Origin of the sequence: Pseudomonas sp. TWI923, assembly GCF_039673365.1 — a bacterium.
Taxonomy (GTDB): domain Bacteria; phylum Pseudomonadota; class Gammaproteobacteria; order Pseudomonadales; family Pseudomonadaceae; genus Aquipseudomonas; species Aquipseudomonas sichuanensis.
This window is the reverse complement of record NZ_JBDJLM010000001.1, coordinates 26,496-49,740: the sequence shown is the minus strand read 5'-3', so window position 1 is coordinate 49,740 and position 23,245 is coordinate 26,496. Positions and strand designations below refer to the sequence as shown.

At 63.4% G+C, this 23,245-nt stretch carries 25 protein-coding genes; 9 read left to right on the top strand and 16 right to left on the bottom strand.

What is annotated here, in order from left to right; translation table 11 throughout:
- Nucleotides 1-8 precede the first annotated feature (8 nt).
- From flgJ to ABE459_RS00205, 12 genes are all read right to left on the bottom strand, one after another.
- On the bottom strand, nucleotides 9-1,184 hold the full coding sequence (gene flgJ, locus ABE459_RS00260) for a flagellar assembly peptidoglycan hydrolase FlgJ (protein ID WP_323828366.1): 1,176 nt from the start codon (nucleotides 1,182-1,184) through the stop codon (nucleotides 9-11).
- A gap of 11 nt (nucleotides 1,185-1,195) precedes the next feature.
- Nucleotides 1,196-2,311, bottom strand: coding sequence for a flagellar basal body P-ring protein FlgI (locus tag ABE459_RS00255; RefSeq protein ID WP_167409782.1), 1,116 nt, complete (start codon nucleotides 2,309-2,311; stop codon nucleotides 1,196-1,198).
- A 6-nt stretch (nucleotides 2,312-2,317) separates the two neighbouring features.
- Nucleotides 2,318-3,013 (bottom strand): flagellar basal body L-ring protein FlgH, encoded by a 696-nt coding sequence (flgH, locus tag ABE459_RS00250; protein WP_125464986.1) that lies wholly within the window; start codon nucleotides 3,011-3,013, stop codon nucleotides 2,318-2,320.
- A gap of 79 nt (nucleotides 3,014-3,092) precedes the next feature.
- The gene (gene flgG, locus ABE459_RS00245) at nucleotides 3,093-3,878 is read right to left on the bottom strand and encodes a flagellar basal-body rod protein FlgG (protein WP_125464987.1); all 786 of its coding nucleotides are present in this window, start codon (nucleotides 3,876-3,878) and stop codon (nucleotides 3,093-3,095) included.
- A 48-nt stretch (nucleotides 3,879-3,926) separates the two neighbouring features.
- The gene (locus ABE459_RS00240) at nucleotides 3,927-4,667 is read right to left on the bottom strand and encodes a flagellar basal body rod protein FlgF (protein WP_125464988.1); all 741 of its coding nucleotides are present in this window, start codon (nucleotides 4,665-4,667) and stop codon (nucleotides 3,927-3,929) included.
- Nucleotides 4,668-4,829: 162 nt separating this feature from the next.
- Nucleotides 4,830-5,024 carry a hypothetical protein gene (locus tag ABE459_RS00235; RefSeq protein ID WP_189654485.1) on the bottom strand — a complete coding sequence of 65 codons (195 nt, stop codon included), beginning with the start codon at nucleotides 5,022-5,024 and terminating at the stop codon, nucleotides 4,830-4,832.
- 64 nt (nucleotides 5,025-5,088) lie between these two features.
- Nucleotides 5,089-6,411 (bottom strand): flagellar hook protein FlgE, encoded by a 1,323-nt coding sequence (gene flgE, locus ABE459_RS00230; RefSeq protein WP_323828369.1) that lies wholly within the window; start codon nucleotides 6,409-6,411, stop codon nucleotides 5,089-5,091.
- A 30-nt stretch (nucleotides 6,412-6,441) separates the two neighbouring features.
- Complete coding sequence (gene flgD / locus ABE459_RS00225) at nucleotides 6,442-7,140, bottom strand: flagellar hook assembly protein FlgD (protein ID WP_125859539.1); 699 nt, start codon at nucleotides 7,138-7,140, stop codon at nucleotides 6,442-6,444.
- 13 nt (nucleotides 7,141-7,153) lie between these two features.
- Nucleotides 7,154-7,597 (bottom strand): flagellar basal body rod protein FlgC, encoded by a 444-nt coding sequence (gene flgC, locus ABE459_RS00220; RefSeq protein ID WP_110991889.1) that lies wholly within the window; start codon nucleotides 7,595-7,597, stop codon nucleotides 7,154-7,156.
- A 2-nt stretch (nucleotides 7,598-7,599) separates the two neighbouring features.
- Nucleotides 7,600-8,007, bottom strand: coding sequence for a flagellar basal body rod protein FlgB (flgB, locus tag ABE459_RS00215; RefSeq protein WP_125464992.1), 408 nt, complete (start codon nucleotides 8,005-8,007; stop codon nucleotides 7,600-7,602).
- Between the two features lie 271 nt (nucleotides 8,008-8,278).
- Entirely contained in the window at nucleotides 8,279-9,106 is an 828-nt protein-coding gene (cheR, locus tag ABE459_RS00210; RefSeq protein WP_110991891.1) for a protein-glutamate O-methyltransferase CheR, read from the bottom strand.
- Nucleotides 9,107-9,157: 51 nt separating this feature from the next.
- Nucleotides 9,158-10,087 (bottom strand): chemotaxis protein CheV, encoded by a 930-nt coding sequence (locus ABE459_RS00205; protein WP_125464994.1) that lies wholly within the window; start codon nucleotides 10,085-10,087, stop codon nucleotides 9,158-9,160.
- A gap of 63 nt (nucleotides 10,088-10,150) precedes the next feature.
- Here ABE459_RS00205 and flgA point away from each other — a divergent pair, with 63 nt between their 5' ends.
- From flgA to ABE459_RS00185, 4 genes are all read left to right on the top strand, one after another.
- A complete protein-coding gene (flgA, locus tag ABE459_RS00200) occupies nucleotides 10,151-10,900 on the top strand; it encodes a flagellar basal body P-ring formation chaperone FlgA (protein ID WP_323828371.1) in 750 nt (249 codons plus the stop codon).
- Between the two features lie 175 nt (nucleotides 10,901-11,075).
- Nucleotides 11,076-11,387: a flagellar biosynthesis anti-sigma factor FlgM gene (gene flgM, locus ABE459_RS00195; protein ID WP_323828373.1), complete on the top strand. Its 312-nt coding sequence runs from the start codon at nucleotides 11,076-11,078 to the stop codon at nucleotides 11,385-11,387.
- Between the two features lie 47 nt (nucleotides 11,388-11,434).
- Nucleotides 11,435-11,902, top strand: a complete 468-nt coding sequence (locus tag ABE459_RS00190) for a flagellar protein FlgN (RefSeq protein WP_323828376.1) — start codon at nucleotides 11,435-11,437, stop codon at nucleotides 11,900-11,902.
- 81 nt (nucleotides 11,903-11,983) lie between these two features.
- A complete protein-coding gene (locus ABE459_RS00185; RefSeq protein ID WP_125464997.1) occupies nucleotides 11,984-12,727 on the top strand; it encodes a flagellar brake protein in 744 nt (247 codons plus the stop codon).
- A 90-nt stretch (nucleotides 12,728-12,817) separates the two neighbouring features.
- Here the strand turns inward: ABE459_RS00185 and ABE459_RS00180 are convergent, their stop codons facing one another.
- The 3 genes from ABE459_RS00180 to bkdR all read right to left on the bottom strand — a co-directional run bounded on the left by ABE459_RS00180 (nucleotide 12,818) and on the right by bkdR (nucleotide 16,225).
- Entirely contained in the window at nucleotides 12,818-14,161 is a 1,344-nt protein-coding gene (locus ABE459_RS00180) for an MFS transporter (RefSeq protein WP_125464998.1), read from the bottom strand.
- 129 nt (nucleotides 14,162-14,290) lie between these two features.
- Complete coding sequence (locus ABE459_RS00175; RefSeq protein ID WP_323828559.1) at nucleotides 14,291-15,532, bottom strand: glutamine synthetase family protein; 1,242 nt, start codon at nucleotides 15,530-15,532, stop codon at nucleotides 14,291-14,293.
- Between the two features lie 204 nt (nucleotides 15,533-15,736).
- Nucleotides 15,737-16,225 carry a Bkd operon transcriptional regulator BkdR gene (gene bkdR / locus ABE459_RS00170; RefSeq protein ID WP_125465000.1) on the bottom strand — a complete coding sequence of 163 codons (489 nt, stop codon included), beginning with the start codon at nucleotides 16,223-16,225 and terminating at the stop codon, nucleotides 15,737-15,739.
- A 197-nt stretch (nucleotides 16,226-16,422) separates the two neighbouring features.
- Between bkdR and ABE459_RS00165 the strand changes: the two genes are divergently transcribed.
- From ABE459_RS00165 to lpdA, 4 genes are read left to right on the top strand one after another with little or no spacing between them, the layout of a single operon-like run.
- A complete protein-coding gene (locus ABE459_RS00165; protein WP_125465001.1) occupies nucleotides 16,423-17,655 on the top strand; it encodes a 3-methyl-2-oxobutanoate dehydrogenase (2-methylpropanoyl-transferring) subunit alpha in 1,233 nt (410 codons plus the stop codon).
- Between the two features lies 1 nt (nucleotide 17,656).
- Entirely contained in the window at nucleotides 17,657-18,715 is a 1,059-nt protein-coding gene (locus tag ABE459_RS00160) for an alpha-ketoacid dehydrogenase subunit beta (protein ID WP_110991900.1), read from the top strand.
- Nucleotides 18,716-19,984 (top strand): dihydrolipoamide acetyltransferase family protein, encoded by a 1,269-nt coding sequence (locus ABE459_RS00155; RefSeq protein WP_258704873.1) that lies wholly within the window; start codon nucleotides 18,716-18,718, stop codon nucleotides 19,982-19,984.
- A 2-nt stretch (nucleotides 19,985-19,986) separates the two neighbouring features.
- The gene (gene lpdA, locus ABE459_RS00150; protein ID WP_125859545.1) at nucleotides 19,987-21,366 is read left to right on the top strand and encodes a dihydrolipoyl dehydrogenase; all 1,380 of its coding nucleotides are present in this window, start codon (nucleotides 19,987-19,989) and stop codon (nucleotides 21,364-21,366) included.
- 62 nt (nucleotides 21,367-21,428) lie between these two features.
- On the opposite strand, the gene ABE459_RS00145 is transcribed toward lpdA, so the two are convergent.
- Nucleotides 21,429-22,427, bottom strand: coding sequence for a diguanylate cyclase (locus ABE459_RS00145; protein ID WP_346647845.1), 999 nt, complete (start codon nucleotides 22,425-22,427; stop codon nucleotides 21,429-21,431).
- Between the two features lie 270 nt (nucleotides 22,428-22,697).
- On the opposite strand from ABE459_RS00145, the gene ABE459_RS00140 reads away from it, so the two are divergent.
- Entirely contained in the window at nucleotides 22,698-23,216 is a 519-nt protein-coding gene (locus ABE459_RS00140) for a hypothetical protein (protein ID WP_323828382.1), read from the top strand.
- Nucleotides 23,217-23,245 lie beyond the last annotated feature (29 nt).

The window sequence follows — 23,245 nt, the reverse complement described above, 5'->3', positions numbered from 1 at the left end:
TTCAATCCTTATAGATTCGTGGTAGTGCCAGCCATGGCGTATTGCTGGGTGGGCTGCAGTTGCCGGGCAATGCTGATGATCTTGCGGGCATAGTCCGGGTCGGTTGCGTAACCGGCCTTCTGCAGCTCTCTTGCAAACTGTTCTGGGTTATCGGCTGCACCGACCGCATCTTTATAGCGACTGTTGTTCTGCAACAGGCTGACCAGGTCGTGGAAGCTGTCCTGGTACGAGTCGTACGAGCGGAATGCCGCAGTCTCCTTGACGAACTGACCGCCACGGAACTCGCTGGTGATCGCCCGCGCCTCGCCACCCTGCCAATTGCCGGTGGCTTTGATGCCGAACAAGTTGTGGCTGCTGCTGCCGTCAGGGTTGCGCATGACCGACTTGCCCCAACCGGTTTCCAGCGCCGCCTGGGCCACCAGGTAACGCGGATCGATACCAATGCGCTTGGCCGCCTGCTCGGCCATCGGCAGCATGGTGCTGACGAAGGCATCGCTGTTGCCAAAGGCCTTGTTGGGCGCCAACGGTGGCTGAGCCACCGCACGCCCGACGATACGCATGCCCTCGGCGGGTGCGGCATAGGTCCGCGCCGGCTGCCAGTCGCCGCGGGCGACACCGGCCAGCGACGGCGCATTCTGGGCCGCATCGCCAGTGGCCGAGGAAGGCACGATACCGGCCAGCAGGCGGTCGGTGAGCTTGCCTGGCAAGGCCAGGCGCCGCGAGTTGAGGGCCGCCACATCGTTGCGCCCGGCAGCCGGCTGTTCGGCCCGCGCAGGCTCGCCCACCCGGCCACCCCACAGCGCCGGGGCCGGCCCATCGATACGCGGGAACGGGCTGGTATTGACCGTGCTGGCCTTGCGCTTGCTCAGCTGGCGCACCAGCACATCCTGCAGGCCGATGCCGCCCCCTTCGCGGGACATGCTCACGGCCAGCTGCTGGTCGTACATGTCACGGTACTGCTTGGTCGTATCGCTGTTCATCGGGTTTTCTTCGTCGGCCAGCACATCACTGGCCTTGCGCGAGGCCTTGAGCATCTCGCTGACGAACAACGACTCGAATTCCTGGGCCACCTTGCGGATGTTGCCCTCGCTGTCGCGATCACCGCGCTTGAGCGAGCTCAGGCGATTGAGGTCGGTGTAGGCACCGCTGTCGACATGGCCGGAAACCTGGCTTTTCGGATTCATCCCAGGCGTCCTCAGATCACGATCAGGTCGGCCTGCAACGCGCCGGCCTGTTTCAGGGCTTCAAGGATGGCCATCAGGTCGCTTGGCGCCGCGCCGACCTGGTTCACCGCACGGACGATTTCATCCAGGGTGGTACCCGGGCCGAACTTGAACATCGGCTTGGCTTCCTGCTGGGCATTGACCCGCGAGCGTGGCACGACGGCCGTCTCGCCATTGGAGAACGGCCCCGGCTGGCTGACGATCGGGTCTTCGGTGATGGTCACGGTCAGGCTGCCGTGGGTAACCGCCGCCGGCGACACCTTGACGTTCTGGCCAATCACGATGGTGCCGGTACGCGAGTTGATGATGACCTTGGCCACGGCCTGGCCTGGGTCGATCTCGAGGTTTTCCAGGATCGACAGGTAGTCGACACGCTGGCTCGGGTCCATCGGCGCGGTCACCCGCACCGAGCCACCGTCCAGGGCCTGGGCAACCCCTGGGCCGAGCAGCTCGTTGACCTTGTCGACGATGCGTTTGGCCGTGGTGAAGTCGGGCCGGTTGAGGTTCAGCGTAAGGCTGTTGCCCTGGTTGAAACCGCTCGGCACTGCGCGCTCGACGCTCGCACCGCCCGGAATGCGGCCAGCCGACGGGACGTTGACGGTGATCTTCGAGCCATCGCGACCTTCGGCGTCGAAACCACCGACCACCAGGTTGCCCTGGGCGATGGCGTAGACGTTGCCGTCGATACCCTTGAGCGGGGTCATCAGCAGGCTGCCGCCGCGCAGGCTCTTGGAGTTACCGATCGACGACACGGTGATGTCGACCACCTGGCCGGGCTTGGCGAAAGCCGGCAGGTCGGCATGCACCGACACCGCGGCAACGTTCTTCAACTGCACGTTGCCCGAACCCGGCGGCACCTTGATGCCGAACTGCGACAACATGTTGTTGAAGGTCTGCAGGGTGAACGGGGTCTGGGTGGTCTGGTCGCCCGTACCGTTGAGCCCCACCACCAGACCGTAACCGATCAGCTGGTTGGCACGCACGCCGGAAATACTGGCGATGTCCTTCAAGCGCTCGGCGTGGGCGCCGAACGCACAGGACAGAAGAAGTGTCGCGGCAATCAACCGCCTAGCGTTGAACATGGTCATCCGTACTCAGAAGGGCCAGAGCGGGCTGATGAAGAAACGGTCCAGCCAACCGGGCTGGCTGGCATCGGCGAACGAGCCGGTACCCGAATAGGTGATGCGCGCGTCGGCCACGCGAGTGGACGGCACGGTGTTGTCCGTGGCGATGTCATCGGCACGCACCAGGCCGGCAATACGCACCAGCTCTTCACCGGTGTTCAGGGTCATCCACTTTTCGCCACGCACGGCGATGATGCCGTTGGGCAGCACTTCAGCAACGGTGACGGTGATCGAGCCGGTCAGGGTGTTGCCCTGGGTCGCCTTGCTGTCGCCCTTGGTGGTGCGATCACCGCTGTAACCGGCCTCGAGGGTGAGGTCGCCGCTGCCCAGCGGGTTGTTGGTATTGGGGATGGTGCCGAACAACGAGGTCAGGCCGATATCGGCCTTGCTGTTCTTCTGGATCTGCGAGCCGGCATTCTTGCTCGCCGAGGTGCGCTCGTTGAGGGTGATGGTGATGATGTCACCGACCCGGAACGCCTTGCGATCGGTATACAGGCCCTGCTCGAAGCCGGCCTGGTAGATCGAGCCGTTGTTGGCCGCCGCCGGCAACGGGGTGCGCGGCAACACCGGCGCATAGTACGGGTCGTTTGGCTTGGGCGTCGGCGCGACGCAACCGGCCAGCAACACCGCCCCCCCAAGGGCGAAAACGGACAACAGACGATTCATGACGCTTACCTCATGGTGTAACGGGCGCTGCTACAGCGAGCGAATGGTCAATGGCCCGCACCCGGCGGGCCATCAGGGCTTACAGCTGCTGGGTGACGAACGACAGCATCTTGTCGGCCGTCGAGATGACCTTGGAGTTCATCTCGTAAGCACGCTGGGTGGTGATCATGTTGACCAACTCCTCGACGGTGCTGACGTTGGAGTTTTCCAGGGTCTGTTGCTGGGTGGTGCCGAAACCGTTCAGGCCCGGGGTGCCGACCTGCGGCGCGCCGCTGGCGGCGGTCTCGAGGAACAGGTTGCCGCCGATCGCCTGCAGGCCAGCCGGGTTGATGAAATCGGCGGTCTGGATGTTGCCGATGATCTGCGCTGCCGGGTTGCCGACCGTGGTGATCGACACGGTGCCGTCGCGGCCAACGGTGAAGGTCTGGGCGTCCGGCGGCACGACGATGGCCGGTTCCAGAGCGAAACCGTTGGCGGTGACGATCTGGCCGTCGGAGTTCAGGTGGAAGGTGCCGTCACGGGTGTACGACACGGTGCCGTCGGGCTGCAGGATCTGGAAGAAACCACGGCCATCGACCGCCATGTCCAGCGGGTTCTCGGTGGTTTGCAGGCTGCCGGCGGTGAAGCTCTTCTGGGTGCCGACGATGCGCACACCGGTACCGACCTGCAGGCCCGAAGGCAGCTCGCTGTCCTGGGTGGACTGCGCGCCAGGCTGGCGCTTGATCTGGTACAGCAGGTCCTGGAACTCGGCGCGGTCGCGCTTGAAGCCCGTGGTCGAGACGTTGGCCAGGTTGTTGGAAATGACCGTGAGGTTGGTGTCCTGGGCGGACAGGCCGGTTTTAGCGACCCAAAGAGCCGGAAGCATCTAGTGTTCTCCTCGTGCGCCTGTTTTACGGCACCCGTTCAAATGTGATTAGCCGATTTGCAAAACCCGAGCCATGGCTTCGTCGCCTTCCTTGGCCGCGTTCATCATCTTGACGTGCAGTTCGAACTGGCGGGACAGAGCCAGCACCGAGGTCATTTCCTCGACCGCATTGACGTTGCTCGACTCAAGGAACCCCGAAACCACGCGAACGTTGACGTCGGCATTGGCGGGCTGGCCGTTGGCCGTGTGGATCATGCCGTCGAGCCCCTTGGTCAGGCCCTTGATGTCCGGGTTGACCAGCTTGATCCGGTCGACCTGCGCCAGCGCCCGCGGGTCTTCACCCATGGCGCGAATGCTGATGGTGCCGTCATCACCGACTTCGACCTTCTGCTCGGGCGGGACCGCGATCGGGCCGCCGTTGCCGATCACCGGCATACCATTGCCGGCACGCAGGATACCGAGGGCGTCAATGTTCAGGCTGCCGGTACGCACATAGGCTTCGCTGCCATCGGGCGCCTGCACGGCAATGAAACCCTGACCACTGACCGCCACGTCCAGGTCACGCCCGGTCTCGACCAGGGCACCACCGCTGAAGTCGGTGGCCGGGCGCTCGCTCATGGCGAAGGCTCGCGCCGGAAAGCTGTCACCGAACACCGGCATGGAACGCGCCTGCTCCAGGTCACGCTGGAAACCATTGGTGGAAACGTTCGCCAGGTTGTTGGCATGGGCCTTCTGCGCCAGCGCGTTCTGACTGGCACCGGTCATGGCCACATAAAGCATCTTGTCCACAGCATCTCCTCTGCGCGAACCTTGCCGCGCTGTCGTTGGCAAGGCTTAAGCAATTATCGAACCACACTGACAAAGCCTTTCAATACGGGGCTTTCAAGGCCGCGCAGGCCTGCTGAGCGTCAGTTTGTCGGCGAATGTTTGCCGCTGGCGGCAAGCGCCGAATCAGTCATTACGGCATGCCCCATTGTTGTAGGGCCCCGAGTGCAGCTTCCAGCCATCGCCCGGGTTGGTTGCCGAACACAGGTAGCGCCCGGTCGCCAGGCTTTGCCACTGGTACCAGGGCGCCGGCGCGGCCTGCAGCGAGGACGCAACCAGCAGCGCCAGCAGCACCCCAACAATCCTCGACACTGTCCTCATGGCATCACCCTCCGCCAGATATGAAAAAGCCCCTGCAAGCAGGGGCTTTGCCCAACCACGATCATCAGGTCATCTGGATGATGGTCTGCATGATGGTGCTTTCAGTGGAAATGGTCTTGGCGTTGGCCTGGTAGTTGCTCTGCGCCTTGATCAGGTTGACCAGCTCGCCGGTCAGGTCGACGTTGGAGTCTTCCAGGGAGCTGCCGGCAATGCGGCCCAGGGTGCCGGTATCCGGCTCGCCGATGATCGGCACACCCGAAGCGTAGGACTCTTTCCAGGCCGTGCCGCCCACCGGAGTCAGGCCTTGCAGGTTGGCGAAGTTGGCGATCGCCACCTGGCCAATGACCTTATCCTGGCCGTTGGTGAAGTTGGCGAACAGGTTGCCGCTCTGGTCGACGGTCAGGCCGGCGAGCTCACCGGTGGCATAGCCGTCCTGGCTCTTGGCGGTGGTGGCCGACGCCGAGTTGTACTGGGTGGTAGCCAGCATATCGAGGGTGACGCCACCCGGGCGCGCGGTGGCGCCGTTGGCAACCCAGGCGCCCGCCGCAGTCTTCTCCGCCGGCACCCAACCGGTGAGCTGGAAGGTCTTGTCGGCACCAATGGTCAGGCCGCCGGCTACCGGACCTGCCGTCATGGCTCCGGTATTCAAGGTGCCGTCGGTATTGAACGGCAGCTTGTTGACCAGCGGCGTGGTCAAGGTCGGGTCGGCCGGGTTACGACCGTCGATGGTGGTGTACATGGTCCAGGAGTTGGTGCCGGCATCCTTGACGAAGTACTGGTTGAGCTGGTGCGCGTTGCCCTGGCTGTCATAGACATCGGTGTTGAAGGTGTAGTTGTAGCTGTTGACGTTGGCCGGATCGAACACTGCAACGCTCGGCGCGGTGGCGCTGGAGTTGAGGTTGACGGTCTCGGAGACACGACCGGTCGGGTTGGGCTTCAGGTTCGAAGTGTCGATTTTCAGATCGGTCAGCACACCCTTGACGACCTTGCCGTTGGCGTCCACCGCATAACCCTGCAGGTTGGCACCGCTGGAGTTGACGACGTAGCCGTCCTTGTCGCTGTAGAAGGCGCCGGCACGGGTATAGATGCGCGAACCGTTGTCGCTCAGGGCGAAGAAACCGTTGCCGTCGATGGCCATGTCCAGCGCCTGGCCGGTGCCATTGATGTTGCCCGGGTTGAACATCTGCGAAACGGCCATGGTTTTCACGCCGCTGCCGACTTGGGTCTTGCCGCCGGAGGTACCGCGGATCGACTGCGAATACTGGTCGGCGAACTCGGCGCGCGACGATTTGAAACCGGTGGTGGCGACGTTGGCAATGTTGTTGCCGGTAACGTTCAGAGCCTTGTTCGCCGCGTAGAGACCGCTAAGGCCGATATTGAAAGACATTGACTCGCTCCTTGTGCCGATTCTGCGGCGTTAGATTCCGATGCTGGTGACTTTGGAGATGCCGATCTTGCCGATGCCGGCCAGGTCCAGCATCATCTCGCTGCCGTTCTGGAAGCTGACACTGTTGACCCTTGCCGGGAGCAAGGTGGACAGCGTCTTGGCCTTGCCCTCGACCGTGGTCTCAGCCGTGAAGGTGTAAGTGCCCGGGGCGACTTTCTCGCCCTTCTCATTGGTGCCATCCCAGATGAAGTCGGCGGTACCGGCTTTTTGCGAACCCAGCTGGATGGTCTTGACGACGTTACCGTCCTTGTCCTTGATGCTGACCTTGCCATCGCTGATGCTCTGCGGCACCACGACCTGGCCATTGAAGCTGGCGGTGGTGTCCACCACGGCCTTGTCGGTCTGCACGATCACCGAGCGACCGACCAGCGAGGTGGCCTGCAGCGCCTGGGACGAGCCAATACCGGTCAGGATCCCGTTGACCGAATCGTTCAGCGACTGGATACCTTCCAGGCTGCTGAACTGCGCCAACTGCGCGACGAACTCACCGTTCTCCTGCGGATCGAGCGGGTTCTGGTTTTTCATCTGCGTGACCAGCAGCTGCAGGAACGCATCCTTGCCCAGCGCACTGCCGGCCTGACCGGTGGTGCTGCTGTTCTTGCTGTCGGGCTTCTGCAACGATTTCAGGTAGGAACTACCGACTTCGTTACTGGTATTGGTTGTGGTCATGGCGGCTCCGTGCTTACTGACCCAGGGTCAGCACCTTCTGCATCATGTTCTTGGCGGTGTTCATCAGCTCGGCGTTGGTCTGGAACGCGCGGCTGGCGGAGATCATGTCGGCCATCTCCTCGACCACATTCACATTCGGGTAGTAGACGTAGCCGTCCTTGTTGGCCGCCGGATGGTTCGGCTCGTAGCGCGCCTCAAGGTTGCTCTGGTCCTCGATGATGCCCTTGACCTGCACGCCCTGCCCGGCCTCGCCCTGGTCTTCGAACAGCGACTGGCTGGTGCCGGCCTGCGCGTTCTGGAAGGTGGTGGCGAACACCGGGTGGCGTGCACGGTAGGTCTGGTCGATGCTCGAGGAGACGGTCTCGGCGTTGGCGATGTTCGAGGCAACGGTGTTCAGGCGCGTGTTCTGCGCGCTCATGCCGCTACCGGCGATATTGAAAACACTGGCAAGGGACATGGTCACTCTCCGCGCAGGGCCGAAACCAGCCCTTTGAATTTACTGTTGAGCAACGTGAAGCTGGCCTGGAAGCCGATCGCGTTCTCTGTGTAGTTCGATTGTTCGATCTGGGCATCGACAGTGTTCTGGTCGATCGACGGCTGCATCGGGGTACGGTACTGCAAGGTGTCGTCGGCCATTGCCAGCCCTTCGGCCTCGATATGCCGATTGTTGGTGCGGTCCAGGGCGATGCGCCCTTTCTGCTGCTTGTCGGCCTCGGCGGCGAGCACGGACGAGAAGTCCATGTCACGCGCCTTGTAGTTCGGCGTATCGGCGTTGGCGATGTTGTTGGCCAGCACTTCGGCACGCTGGGCGCGGAAGCCCAATGCCTTTTCGTGTATGCCAAGCGCCTTGTCGAAGCTGATGCTCATATCAGGGAAACCTTCATAGGTGACCAGAATTTCGTTGGCTAAGCTTTAGCAAGGCCTGTGCCAGCTTTGCAAAGCCCCGCATTCACTGGGCCCCGGGGCTTTTCGACCTGCCGCCATTGCCAGAAAAGCGGCAAATCGCTTCCGCCGCGCAGCAGGCAAGCGGCAATTGCCACCCGGCAAAAGCGGCAAACCAAAAAATTGACGTCATTTGAATCGCCCATGAAAAAGGCCGGTGTCTCACGACACCGGCCTTCACTTGCAGCCTCAGGCGTTACTTGGCCTGATAGATGATGCCCGGGCTGCACTGGACCATCTGATAGTGGTCCGGCAAACCGTTGAGCGCCTCGGATGCGCCAAGGAACAGATAGCCACCGGGCTTCAGCGTGCCATGGATACGCAGCAGAATGTCCTTCTTGACCTGGGCCGAGAAGTAGATCAGCACGTTGCGGCAGAACACGATGTCGAACTTGCCCAAGGGCGCATAGCTGTCCAGCAGGTTGTACGAGCGGAACTCGACGCGGCTGCGGATCGGCGCCTTGACCGCCCAGCGCCCCGGCCCCTTGGGGTCGAAGTAACGCTGCAGGCGCTCCTGCGACAGGCCGCGGGCGATGGCCAGGCTGTCGTATTCGCCGGTCTTGCAGTTGTTGAGCATCGAGCCGGACAGGTCAGTGGCAACGATCTGCGCGCCCATCTTCAGCTGGCCAAGGTTGCTGCGCTCGAACTCGTCGATGGCCATGGAGATGGAGTACGGCTCCTGCCCCGACGAGCAGGCCGCCGACCAGATGCGCAGGCGCTGGCCCGGGTTGCCCTTGATGAACTCGGGGATGACCTTGTTCTTGAGCACCTCGAAGGGGTAGGTATCACGAAACCACAGGGTTTCGTTGGTGGTCATGGCATCGACCACCTGCTCGCGCAAACCACCCCGCGGCTGTGCCTGGATACGCTGCACCAGCTCACCCAACGACTTGATGCCCTGCTGCTCCATCAGCTTGTTGAGACGGCTGGAGACCAGGTACTGCTTATTCTCGCCCAGCAGGATGCCACAGGCTTTCTCCAGGAAGACCCGGAACTGTTCGAAATCCAAATTACCCGTAGACAATGGTGCCGCCTCTTTCTAAATCGCTAGCGCCGGGGACTGGCCCCGGCCGTTTCAATGCGTCGCCTTGATCCGGTCGACTACCCGCTGGGCAAGGTCGTCCGGCCTGAACTTGGCCAGGAAATCATCGGCCCCGACCTTCTTGACCATGGCCTGGTTGAAGACCCCGGACAGCGAAGTATGCAGGACGATGTGCAGCTTTTGCATGCGTGGATCGCTGCGGATCTCGGCCGTCAGGGTGTAGCCGTCCATTTCCGGCATCTCGATATCCGAGATCATCATGAGGAATTCCTCCTCCGGCCGCTTGCCCTCATCGACCAGCTTGCGCAGGTAATCCAGCGCCTGGCGACCATCATTGAGCGCCACCACCTCAACCCCGACAGTCTGCAGACAGCGGCTGACCTGCTTGCGCGCCACCGACGAATCATCGACGGTCAGCACCCGCAGCAGCACGGCCTTGTCCTGCACCTCGGCATCGATCACACCCTCGGACACCGATTCGGACGACGGCGCCACTTCCGCCAGCACCTTTTCCACGTCGATGATCTCGACCATGCGATTGTCGACCCGGGTGACCGCGGTCAGGTAGTGATCGCGCCCGGTCCCCTTGGGTGGCGGATGGATCTCTTCCCAGTTCATGTTGACGATGCGCTCGACCGAGTGCACCAAAAAACCCTGGGTCTTGGTGTTGTACTCGGTGATGATCACAAAGCTGTTACGCGTGTCTTCCTTCAACCCCGGCAACCCCGTTGCCATCGACAGGTCCAGGATCGGGATGGTCGCCCCGCGAATGTTGGCCACCCCACGCACCACCGGATGAGACTTCGGCAGCACTGTCAGTTCCGGGCACTGCAGCACCTCCCGGACCTTGAACACATTGATGCCGTAGAGCTGGTCGCCATTGAGGCGAAACAACAACAGCTCCAGGCGATTCTGCCCCACCAGCTGCGTGCGCTGGTTGACCGAATCCATCACTCCAGCCATGCCGGACCCCTCCAACGATTGCCTGTATACCGAATCGGCACGGGCTTTGCTTTTTTGAGCGCCATGTATACGAAAACGACATTTTCCCGACGACTGACGCGCCTGCTGACCGGTTCACTGGCAGCCCTGTGCCTCATGGCATCCAGTGTTCGCGTCCAGGCGGATGCATTCACCTTGCCTGAACAGCTTATCGGTGTCACCCAAGGGTTTCTTGAATTCACCGTGGAAGATTATCTGGCGACCACCCAGACCGGTGGCCGCTACGAGATCCAGGTCAACAGGCTCGACCCGCGCCTGCGCATGCCGCTGTGCAGCCAGCAACTTGACGCATCACTGGAAAGCCCGACCCCGCTGGGCCGGGTCACAGTGAAGGTGCGTTGCGACAGCGCGGCTCCGTGGACGATCTTCGTGCCCGCCCAGGTACGGCTGCTGCGCGATGTGGTGGTGATGACCCGGCCGCTCAAGCGCGAAAGCGTGGTCGGCGAAGGCGATATTGCCCTGCGCGAACGCGATGTCGGCACGCTGGGCCCAGGCTACCTGACGCAAATGGACCAGGCAGTGGGCATGAAGCTGCTGCGCCCCACGGTGGTTGACCAGGTACTGACCCAGCAACACCTGGAACAGGCGGAGGTGGTGCGTAAAGGCGATCACGTGGTGATTGTCGCGCGCAGCGGCACCCTCAGCGTGCGCATGCCAGGCGAAGCCCTGAGCAAAGGCGGCCTGCAGGAACAGATCCGGGTGCGCAACCTGAACTCCAAGCGCGTGGTGAAAGCGCGGGTCACAGGGCCCGGGCAGGTCGAGGTGGCCATGTAGCAATATTCACCGCCGGATCACGACAGAAGGCTGGCGGCAGGGAACCGCTCCCCCTAAACTGTGTCACAAATCGGGTGCGCAAGCGTGCTGCCAGACAGCACCGCATTCCTGCCTAAAGTTTTTTTCGGGCTGGCCGAAAACAGGGTATGCGTACAAATACCCAGAGGTTTTGATCATGGTCATCGACTTCAGTCGTGTGAATAATTCTCCGCCCAGCACGGGGGGCGTTCGCGGCAATGCCGCGCCTGGCAACGTCGACAAAACCGACGCCAACAGCGTAGCGCCCAACGCCAATGCCAGCGGGGAAGCGGTACATTTCAGCCCAGAAGCCCAGCAGCTGCAGAAGATCAGCGACAGCCTGCGCGACCAGCCGACCGTCAACAGCGCCCGCGTGGCCGAGTTGAAACAAGCGATCGCGGACGGCAGCTACAAGGTCGACGCCGACCGTGTCGCCAGTAAACTGCTTGATTTCGAAGCCCAGCGCTAACCTCCAGGTGCGCTGACTTCAAGGACGCAACACGCCAAGAGTTAGCCATGCACGACATCACTCTGCTGCAACTGATCGAAAACGACATCGCGCCAACGCAGGAATTGCTCGACCTGCTCCAGAGCGAGACGGTCGCCCTGCACGGGCGGGACATGCCGCTACTGGAACAGATCCTGGCCCGCAAGCAGTCGTTGATCATCTTGCTCGAGCAGCAGGGTCGCCGACGCAGCCAGTTGCTGCGCGACATCGGCCTCAGCACCGATCGCGCAGGCGTGCAGGCCCTGGCCGCACAGTCGCCCAATGGCGAGGCCCTGCTGCAACGGCTCGATGCGCTCAGCGCATTGATGGATGCCTGCCAGAAGGCCAACGAGACCAATGGCCAGGTCATCCAGATACAGCAGCGCGCCACGGCCAACCAGGTCAGCATCCTCATGGGCGGCGATTCTCCTTCGCTGTACGACAGCCGTGGCACCACCTCGCCGATGGCCAAGCCCCGGGCGCTCAGCCAAGTGTGATTTTCCCTGTTCAAGGCACGGAGCATACTGGCAAAATGCCGTAACTTGCGTGTGTCGTTTTTGCCTGGAGATTGAGAACCCGTGTTCAATGAAACCGATGCCCCCCAGCCACCAAAGGTGCTCACTACCCCTTTGGAAATCGCGGCCAACCTGCGCCAGCTGCTGGAGAGCCACGACCCGCTGATCATCAGCTTCCATGAGCGCAGCCAGCGGTTCCAGAGCTATGTGGTGCACATCGACCGCGACAACGGCGTTCTGGCCCTGGATGAAATGATCCCCCGCGATGGCGAGAAGTACATCGAGAACGGCGAACCGTTCCGCGTCGAAGGCTTCCATGACGGCGTACGCATCGCCTGGGAGTGCGACACACCGCTGACCATCACCGAGATCGACGGCCACCGCTGCTACCGCGGCCCGCTGCCCGCCGAAGTCACTTACCATCAGCGCCGCAGCGCCTTCCGTGCTGCACTCAAGCTGTCGCAGCTGGTCGACATCGTCCTCGACGGCACCCACTTGAAAGGTAACGGCGCACTGCGCGGCAAGCTGCTGGACATCTCTGCCACCGGCTGCAAATTGCGCTTTGAAGGCAACGTCGAGGAGCGCCTGCAACTGGGCCAGGTGTACGAACGCTTCAAGGCCGCCAACCCCCTGGGCCTGGCCGACACCATGGTCGAACTGCGCCACCTGCACTTCGAAGAGCGCATCAACACCACCTTCGCCGGCGTACGCTTCCACAACCTCAACGGCCAGGCACAGCGCAAGATCGAGAGTTTCGTGTATCAGTTGCAGCGCGAAGCACGACGCTTCGACAAAGACGACTACTGATCAACCATCAGACATGCAAACGCCACCCACAGGGTGGCGTTTTTGTTTGCAGCGCAGCGACCGACCGAAACGAAGGTCGGCCGCCACAACTCAACTGACCGACTTGTCGACCTCGGCGCCAGGCTGCACAGACGGCTCGACGCCCTTCTCATCCGCTTCGGTATCCTCTGCCGCCACCGGTGTCTGCATCACCTCCTGCACGGTCTGCTCATCGACCCGTGGGTCAAGGGCCGCCGACAGTGGCGAACCGGCCGCCGGCATGGCCACGTGCCCCAGCGGCGCATCCTGTACCTGGTGCAGCCCGGTAACCGCCTTGGGCCGGATACGCCAGACAAGCACCAGCGCAAAGAACACGAAGAACGCATACAGCATCTGCGGGCCCAGCAGCTTCATCAGCACCCCGGCCGCCAGCGGCCCGATACAGGCACCCACCCCGTAGGTCACCAGCAACATGGCGGTCAGCGATACCCGCCGTTCGCTTTCCACATGGTCGTTGGAAAACGCCACGGCCAGTGGATACAGGCAGAACTGCAGCAGCGAGATCACGAAGCCGATACCGAACAACAGCTCCAGCGGCACACCCGGCAGGATCGCCAGGGGCGCCGAGGCCAGCGCCAGGCCGATTGCCACGCTGCGGATCAACACCGCGCGGTCATAGCGGTCGGACAGCCAGCCCAGCGGCCACTGCACTACCAGGCCGGCCAGGATGCAGCTACCCATGAACAGGCCGATCTGCTCGGTGGACATGCCCTGACTGGTGGCATAAAGCGGCGCCAGGCCATAGAACGAACCAACGATCAGCCCTGAACCCAGCACGGTGGAGAGCGATTGCGGCACCCGTTTGATGAAGAACTTCGGCTCCATCGGTGCCGGACGCAAGGGTGCGGGGTGGATGCGCCGGGTCATGGCCACGGGCACCAGGCACAGCGCGAAGCACATGGCTACCAGCATCAGCAGCTCCGGCCCCAACTGCGGGTGCACCACGAGAATCAGCTGGCCCAGCACCAGCCCCAGATAAGAAGCGATCATGTAGCCGCTGAACACCGCGCCTCGATGCTTGGCATCGGCCTGCTCGTTGAGCCAACTTTCGATGACCATGTACTGACACATCATCCCCAGGCCGACGATCATCCGCAGCCCGATCCAGGCCGGTAGCCAGCTGGTCAGGCCATGCCCGAGCACCGCCGCACAGACGATACCGGCACAGGTGGCATAGGCACGAATATGCCCGACCCGGCCAATCAGCCGGTGGCCGACCTTGCCGCCTACCGCCAGGCCGAAATAGTTGGCCGCCATCAGCGCGCCGATCCACAGGCTGTCGACGTGATCGGCGGCGAGGCGCAAGGCCAGGTAGGTACTGAGCAGGCCCGAGCCGATCAGCATCATCAAGGCAGCGAAGTACAACGACTGAAACGGCTTCCAGATATTTCGCATACGTCCCGTGGGCTCCTGGCGCAGGTGGCGGTGGGTTGCAGGCAAGCATAAAAGCAAATCCGCCGCGACGCAGGCCCCCGCAGGCGAAAAAGATCGCCAACGGCGGGCCCGTTACAGCTTGCGTCGCGCTCAGGCCTGCGCCGCCAGCACCCGCCGCTCCCAGGGCGTGATCTCGTCGAGGAAGTCGCTCAGTTCGAGGGTCTTGGTGGCGATATAGCCTTCGATGAACTCGTTGCCGAACAGCTCATGGGCCAGCGCACTGTGCTTGAGGCGTTGCAGCGCTGCATGCAGGGTGCAGGGCAGGCTCAGGTGCTCGGGCACTTCGAATTCGCCCTGGATCGCGGGCGTGGGGGCGATCTGCTGCTCGATGCCATGCAGGCCGGCGGCAAGGCTGGCGGCAATAGCCAGGTAAGGGTTGGCGTCGGCGCCGGGCAAGCGATTTTCCACCCGCCGCGCCACTGGCGAGCTGGCCGGAATGCGCAGGCCCGCGGCGCGGTTGTCGTGCGACCAGCAGGCGTTGTTCGGCGAAGCGTAGGGGTGGCACAAGCGCTGGTACGAATTGACGTTGGGCGCGAACAGCGCGGTGAAGTCGGCCAGACAGGCCTGCAGGCCACCAATGAAATGATGGAAGGTGTCGGTCGCCCTGCCTTGCTCATCGCTGAACACGTTTCGCCCATTGGCGATGTCCACCAGGCTCTGGTGAATGTGCATCGAACTGCCGGGCGTATGCGCCAGCGGCTTGGCCATGCACACCACGGTCAGGCCATGGCGCAGCGCCACTTCCTTGAGCAGGTGCTTGAACAGGAAGGTCTGATCGGCCAGCAGCAGCGGGTCGCCATGCAACAGGTTGATCTCGAACTGGCTGACACCCATCTCGTGCATGAAGGTGTCGCGCGGCAGGCCCAGCGCCGCCATGCACCGGTACACCTCGCTGAAGAACGGCCGCAGGCCGTTGTTGGAGCTGACGCTGAATGCCGAATGGCCCATCTCCCGGCGGCCATCCTTGCCCAGCGGCGGCTGGAACGGCTGCTGCGGGTCGCTGTTGGGGGCGAACACGAAGAATTCGAGCTCGGTCGCCACCACCGGCGCCAGGCCATGCTCGGCGTAGCGGGCAATCACCGTCTTGAGCTGGCCGCGGCTCGACAGCCGCGACGGCGTGCCGTCGAGTTCGACCGCGTCGCAGATGGCCAGCGCTCGAGGCTCGTCACTCCAGGGCAGGCGATGGATTTGCGCAAGGTCGGCCACCAGCGCCAGGTCGCTGTCGTCGCTGCCATAGTATTTCGCCGCCGGGTAGCCACCCATGATGCATTGCAGCAGCACCCCACGCGCCATCTGCAGGCGCCGGCCTTCGAGGAAGCCTTCGGCGGTCATGACCTTGCCGCGAGCCACGCCGTTGAAGTCGGGGGTAACGCACTCGATCTCGTCGATACCCTTCAGGTGCTCTGCCTGGTTGTACGGGCCTTCGGTCGTCATGACGCTGTCCTTCTTGGGGTATGGGCGTGCCGGGAATGGCACCGGGCGCAACATTGGCTTGGGCCGTTGGAAACTTCAAGCAGATGGGCAATGCGTGCGCCGCTAGTGTTCACGCAAGGTCATGCCATTGGCCGGCAACGGCAGCGCAGTCTTGTAGCGCACCTGCTTGAGGGCAAAGCTGGAGCGGATGTTGGCCACCCCCGGCAAGCGGGTCAGGTAATCGAGAAAACGCTCCAGCGCCTGGATGCTGGGCAGCAGCACCCGCAGCAGGTAATCCGGGTCGCCGGTCATCAGGTAGCACTCCATCACCTCGGGGCGCTCGGCGATCTCTTCTTCGAAACGGTGCAGCGACTGCTCCACCTGCTTCTCCAGGCTGACATGGATGAACACGTTGACGTCCAGCCCCAGCGCCTCGGGCGACAACAGGGTGACTTGCTGACGGATCACCCCCAGCTCTTCCATGGCCTTGACCCGGTTGAAACAGGGGGTGGGGGACAGATTGACCGAGCGCGCCAATTCGGCGTTGGTGATCCGCGCGTTTTCCTGAAGGCTGTTGAGAATGCCGATATCCGTGCGATCCAGTTTACGCATGAGACAAATTCACCTGGTTTTTGTGTTTGTACGGAATGTTTATCTCCACCGTCGGACAAAGGCAATGAACATGAGAGAAAAATTCTCCTGCCGTCCCCCTATGATGTAACAGACGCTGACCTGCCAGTCACAAGCCGGCACTCAGCGGCGACCGCTTCAAAGCTCACAAAAACAACAGCCGAGCGAGCGTAAAAAGCATGAACGAGTACGCCCCCCTGCGTCTGCATGTGCCCGAGCCTACAGGCCGGCCAGGCTGCCAGACCGATTTCTCCTACCTGCGCCTGAACGACGCGGGTCAAGTCCGTAAACCGCCCATCGATGTAGAACCTGCCGACACTGCCGACCTTTCCGGCAGCCTGGTCCGCGTGCTCAACGAGCACGGCGACGCCGTTGGCCCATGGGCCGAGGGCATCGACGCGCAAGTGCTGCGCCAAGGCATGCGCGCCATGCTCAAGACGCGCATCTTCGACAGCCGCATGGTCGTGGCCCAGCGCCAGAAGAAAATGTCCTTCTACATGCAGAGCCTGGGCGAGGAAGCCATCGGCAGCGGCCAGGCGCTGGCCCTGAACCGCACCGACATGTGCTTCCCCACCTACCGCCAGCAGAGCATCCTGATGGCCCGCGACGTGTCGCTGGTGGAGATGATCTGCCAACTGCTGTCCAACACCCGTGACCCGCTCAAGGGCCGCCAGCTGCCGATCATGTACTCGGTACGCGAAGCCGGCTTCTTCACCATCAGCGGCAACCTCGCCACCCAGTTCGTCCAGGCGGTCGGCTGGGCCATGGCCTCGGCGATCAAGGGCGACACCAAGATCGCCTCGGCCTGGATCGGCGACGGCGCCACCGCCGAGTCCGACTTCCACACCGCGCTGACCTTCGCCCATGTGTACCGCGCCCCGGTCATCCTCAACGTGGTCAACAACCAGTGGGCGATCTCGACCTTCCAGGCCATCGCCGGTGGCGAGTCGACCACCTTCGCCGGCCGTGGCGTCGGATGCGGCATCGCTTCGCTGCGGGTCGATGGCAACGACTTCATCGCCGTCTACGCGGCCTCGCGCTGGGCCGCCGAACGCGCCCGCCGCGGCCTGGGCCCAACGCTGATCGAATGGGTCACCTACCGCGCAGGCCCGCACTCCACGTCGGACGACCCGTCCAAGTACCGCCCTGCGGACGACTGGAGCCACTTCCCGCTGGGCGACCCGATCGCCCGCCTCAAGCAGCACCTGATCAAGGCCGGGCACTGGTCCGAAGAGGAGCACCAGGCGGTCAGCGCACAGCTGGAGGCCGAGGTGATCAAGGCGCAGAAGGACGCCGAGCAGTTCGGCACCCTGAGCAATGGCCATATCCCCAGCGCGGCCTCGATGTTCGAGGACGTGTACAAGGAAATGCCCGACCACCTGCGCCGTCAGCGCCAGGAACTGGGGGTCTGAGATGAACGATCACAACAACAGCATTGACCTGGAAAACGCCATGTCCACCACCACCATGACCATGATCCAGGCCCTGCGCTCGGCCATGGATGTCATGCTCGAGCGCGACGACAACGTGGTGGTCTACGGCCAGGACGTTGGCTACTTCGGCGGCGTGTTCCGCTGCACCGAGGGCCTGCAGACCAAGTACGGCAAGTCGCGGGTGTTCGATGCGCCGATCTCCGAAAGCGGCATCGTCGGCACCGCCGTGGGCATGGGCGCCTATGGCCTGCGCCCGGTGGTCGAGATCCAGTTCGCCGACTACTTCTATCCGGCCTCAGACCAGATCGTCTCGGAGATGGCGCGCCTGCGCTATCGCTCGGCCGGCGAGTTCATTTCGCCGCTGACCCTGCGCATGCCCTGCGGCGGCGGCATCTATGGCGGCCAGACCCACAGCCAGAGCCCGGAAGCGATGTTCACCCAGGTGTGCGGCCTGCGCACCGTCATGCCGTCCAACCCCTATGACGCCAAGGGCCTGCTGATCGCCTCGATCGAGTGCGATGACCCGGTGATCTTCCTCGAGCCCAAGCGCCTGTACAACGGCCCGTTCGACGGCCACCACGACCGCCCGGTTACCCCCTGGGCCAAGCACCCGCACAGCAGCGTACCGGATGGCTATTACACCGTGCCGCTGGACAAGGCAGCGATCACCCGCCCAGGCAACGACGTCACCGTGCTGACCTACGGCACCACCGTGTACGTGTCGCAAGTGGCCGCTGAAGAAACCGGCGTCGACGCCGAAGTCATCGACCTGCGCAGCCTCTGGCCGCTGGACCTGGAGACCATCGTCGAGTCGGTGAAAAAGACCGGCCGCTGCGTGGTCGTGCACGAAGCGACCCGCACCTGCGGCTTCGGTGCCGAACTGGTATCGCTGGTTCAGGAGCATTGCTTCCATCACCTCGAAGCGCCGATCGAGCGCGTCACCGGTTGGGACACCCCCTACCCCCACGCACAGGAATGGGCCTACTTCCCTGGCCCTTCACGGGTAGGCGCGGCATTGAAACGGGTCATGGAGGTCTGAATGGGCACGCACGTCATCAAGATGCCGGATATCGGTGAAGGCATCGCGCAGGTCGAGTTGGTCGAGTGGTTCGTCAAGGTCGGCGACATGATCGCCGAAGACCAGGTGGTGGCCGATGTCATGACCGACAAGGCCACCGTGGAAATCCCTTCGCCGGTCAGCGGCAAGGTGCTGGCCCTGGGCGGCCAGCCGGGTGAAGTGATGGCGGTCGGCAGCGAGCTGATCCGCATCGAAGTCGAAGGCAGCGGCAACCATGTCGATACGCCACAAAGCAAGCCGGTGGAGGCGCCTGCCGCGCCAGTGAAGACCGAAGCCAAGCCCGAGCCCCGCGTCGAAGCAGCGCCTCAGCTTGCAGCGGGCCACACCGCAGCACCGATCGTGCCGCGCGAAGCGCACGAGAAACCACTGGCCTCGCCCGCCGTGCGCAAACGCGCGCTGGATGCCGGTATCGAGTTGCGTTACGTGCATGGCAGCGGCCCTGCCGGGCGCATCCTGCATGAGGACCTCGACGCCTTCATCAGCAAGCCACAGAGCACCAGCGGCCAAGCACCGGGCGGTTACGGCAAACGCACCGACAGCGAACAGGTGCCGGTGATCGGCCTGCGCCGCAAGATCGCCCAGCGCATGCAGGACGCCAAACGTCGCGTCGCCCACTTCAGCTATGTCGAGGAAATCGACGTCACTGCGCTCGAAGCCCTGCGCCAGCAACTCAACGCCAAGCACGGCGACAGCCGTGGCAAGCTGACCCTGCTGCCGTTCCTGGTGCGCGCCATGGTGGTCGCCCTGCGCGACTTCCCGCAGATCAACGCCACCTACGACGACGAGGCCCAGGTCATCACCCGCCACGGTGCGGTGCATGTGGGCATCGCCACCCAGGGCGACAATGGCCTGATGGTACCGGTGCTGCGCCATGCCGAAGCCGGCAGCCTGTGGAGCAACGCCAGCGAGATCGCCCGCGTGGCCCATGCCGCACGCAACAACAAAGCCACCCGTGAAGAACTGTCCGGCTCGACCATTACCCTGACCAGCCTCGGCGCGCTGGGCGGCATTGTCAGCACGCCAGTGGTCAACACCCCGGAAGTGGCGATCGTCGGCGTCAACCGCATGGTCGAACGGCCGGTGGTGATCGATGGCCAGATCGTCGTGCGCAAGATGATGAACCTGTCCAGCTCGTTCGACCATCGCGTGGTCGACGGCATGGATGCCGCACTGTTCATCCAGGCCGTGCGCGGCCTGCTGGAACAACCTGCCTGCCTGTTCGTGGAGTGACCATGCAACCGATCATCGACACCACCCTGCTGATCATCGGTGGCGGCCCTGGCGGCTATGTGGCCGCCATCCGCGCCGGGCAACTGGGCATCCCCACCGTGCTGGTCGAAGGCCAGGCGCTGGGCGGCACCTGCCTGAACATCGGCTGCATCCCGTCCAAGGCGCTGATCCATGTGGCCGAACAGTTCCACCAGACCAGCCGCTACACCGAACCGTCGGCACTGGGCATCAGCGTATCTTCGCCACGCCTGGACATCAGCCGCAGCGTCGAGTGGAAGGACGGCATCGTCGACCGCCTCACCAGTGGCGTCGCCGCCCTGCTGAAAAAACACGGCGTGAAAGTGATCCACGGCTGGGCAAAGATCCTCGATGGCAAGAGCGTCGAGGTAGACGGCCAACGCATCCAGTGCGAACACCTGTTGCTGGCCACCGGCTCGAACAGCGTGGAACTGCCGATGCTGCCGATCGGCGGGCCGATCATCTCGTCCACCGAAGCCCTTGCGCCCAAGGCCCTGCCGCAGCACCTGGTGGTGGTCGGCGGCGGCTATATCGGCCTGGAGCTGGGCATCGCCTACCGCAAGCTGGGCGCCAAGGTCAGCGTGGTGGAAGCCCGTGAACGCATCCTGCCCACCTACGACGCCGAGCTCACCGCACCGGTGGCCGATTCGCTCAAGAAGCTGGGCATCGCGCTTCACCTGGGCCACAGCGTCGAAGGCTATTCCGACGGCTGCCTGCTGGCGCGCGATGGCCAGGGCGCACAACTGCGCCTGGAGGCCGACCAGGTATTGGTGGCCGTGGGTCGTCGCCCACGTACCCAGGGCTTTGGCCTGGAAAGCCTGGACCTGAAGATGAACGGTGCGGCCATCGCCATCGACGAGCGCTGCCAGACCAGCATGCGCAACGTCTGGGCCATCGGCGACGTGGCCGGCGAGCCGATGCTGGCGCACCGGGCCATGGCCCAGGGCGAGATGGTGGCGGAAATCATCGCCGGCAAGGCGCGACGCTTCGAGCCCAGCGCAATCGCCGCCGTGTGCTTCACCGACCCGGAAGTGGTGGTGGCCGGCACTACGCCGGAACAGGCCAGCCAACAGGGCGTGGACTGCATCGTTGCGCAATTCCCGTTTGCCGCCAACGGCCGGGCCATGAGCCTGGAGTCGAAGAGCGGCTTCGTGCGGGTGGTGGCGCGCCGCGACAATCACCTGATCATCGGCTGGCAAGCAGTGGGGGTGGCGGTGTCCGAGCTGTCCACCGCCTTTGCCCAGTCACTGGAGATGGGCGCTCGACTTGAAGATATCGCCGGCACCATCCACGCCCACCCGACACTGGGTGAAGCCGTGCAGGAAGCGGCGCTGCGCGCCCTTGGCCACGCACTGCACATCTAGAGACACTGAAGCGGCGATAGCCGATTTGGCCCGCAGCGTTACCAGGCGCTGCGGGCATTTTTTTATTCGACGATGGCGTTCTTGCCGGCCGCCTTGGCCCGGTACAGCGCCTTGTCGGCACGGGCCAGCACGGCGCGTTGATCCTCCCCGCCCTGCCATTGCACCACGCCGTAGCTCATGGTCAGCTGGCAATCGCCCACCGGTGCGATGGACGCCACGGCCTGGCGTATCCGGCGCGCGGCTTCGCGTGCTTCCTCCAGGGTCGTCTGCGGCAGGACCACCACGAACTCATCCCCGCCCCAACGCGCCAGCAGGTCCTGGGCGCGCAGGCACTCGCGGATGCACTTGGTCACCTCGACCAGCGCAGCATCGCCACGGGCGTGACCGTGCAGGTCATTGATCGGCTTGAAGTCATCCAGGTCCATGGCGATGACCGCCAGGGGCTGGCGGTAGCGACGGGCGCGCTCGCATTCCTGCTCCAGGGTCTTTTCCAGCCGATAGCGATTGGCGGTACGGGTCAACGCATCACGCTCGGCCAGCTCACGGTTCTCGTCGAGCTGACGCTGCAACTGCTGGTTGACCCAGGACAACTCGCGAGTGCGCTCGGCCACCTGGCTTTCCAGCGACTGATTGCGTTGCTCCAGTTCGGCGACCAGGCGCTTGCCGGCATCGATGTTGCGATGGGCTCCGAGCATGCGTGCCACCGAGCCATCCTCGTTACGGGCGATGATGTGGCCGCTGTCCTCGATCCACAGGTAGCTGCCGTCCTGGCAGCGGCAGCGGTACTCGATACGGTAGCGCTCATTGCGCTGGTTGATGTAGGCCTCGAAGTGGGCCATCACCCGGGGGAAGTCTTCCGGGTGAATCACGCTCTCCCAGGCCAGGACGGAATTGGCCATCGAGTGGCTGACGTAACCCAGCATCGCGTACCAGCCTGGGTTGCGGTAGACGTAGCCGGTGTTGGCATCCCAGTCCCAGATGCCATCGCTGATCAGGTCGAACAAAGTGTGAAGTTGCTGCTCGCTGAAACCGGCCGGTACCGGCCTTGGTGCCTGACTCATGGACGCTCTCCTTGGTATCCGGCAACTGCGCCCCGGTCACGGTGCTGCGGATGTTCATCGTGATTGCCGCAGTCGGCAATCCTGTTCCTCTGGGGGGCAAGCATATGCCCAGTACAGCGCTGCCGGAATAGCCCGGGCGGGCTATTTCGACGAGTTGGCGCGCTGGCACAGCTTTTGCCCCTGTGGGAGCGATTTACCCGCGAATGCGTCGGTACATCCAACAACACTTCTGCGGATATGTCGCAGGGGCGAAACATTCAAGGAGGAGACATGCTCACTTCAGTCAGCGGGATGCCTTGGCAGCCCGCAGTGCAAACATACAACCGCACCGGCAACGAACAGGCGCTGGCACAGGCGCTGCCGTTCCAGCCGATCGCCGCCGCCAGCGGCACCACCGCACAGCAGAACAGCCAGGGCAGCACCTCGCAGCAGAACAGCGAAGACAACCGCAAGGAGGCCTTTGCCAAGCTCATGGTCATGCTGCAGAACCCGGACGTCGCCGCACGCCAACAGGCCAGCGTCGACAAGCAGCAGCCCAGCGATGCTCTGCAGGAGTTCCGCGACTACATGGACAAGTCGCCGGCGGAGAAGATCAAGGAGAAATACCTCCAGGAGCTAGGCCTGACCGAGGAGGAGTACGACGCGCTGCCACCGGAAAAGAAAGCGCTGATCGATGAGCAGATCGCTCAGCGAATGCAGGATGATGCCGAGTCCAAGGCCTTGGCCAAGCTCGACCAGCAGGCGCAGGGCGCGCAGCAAAGCGACGAGCTCAAGGCTATCGAGTTCTAAGCCAGGCGCGTGGCCTCCCCAGGGCCACG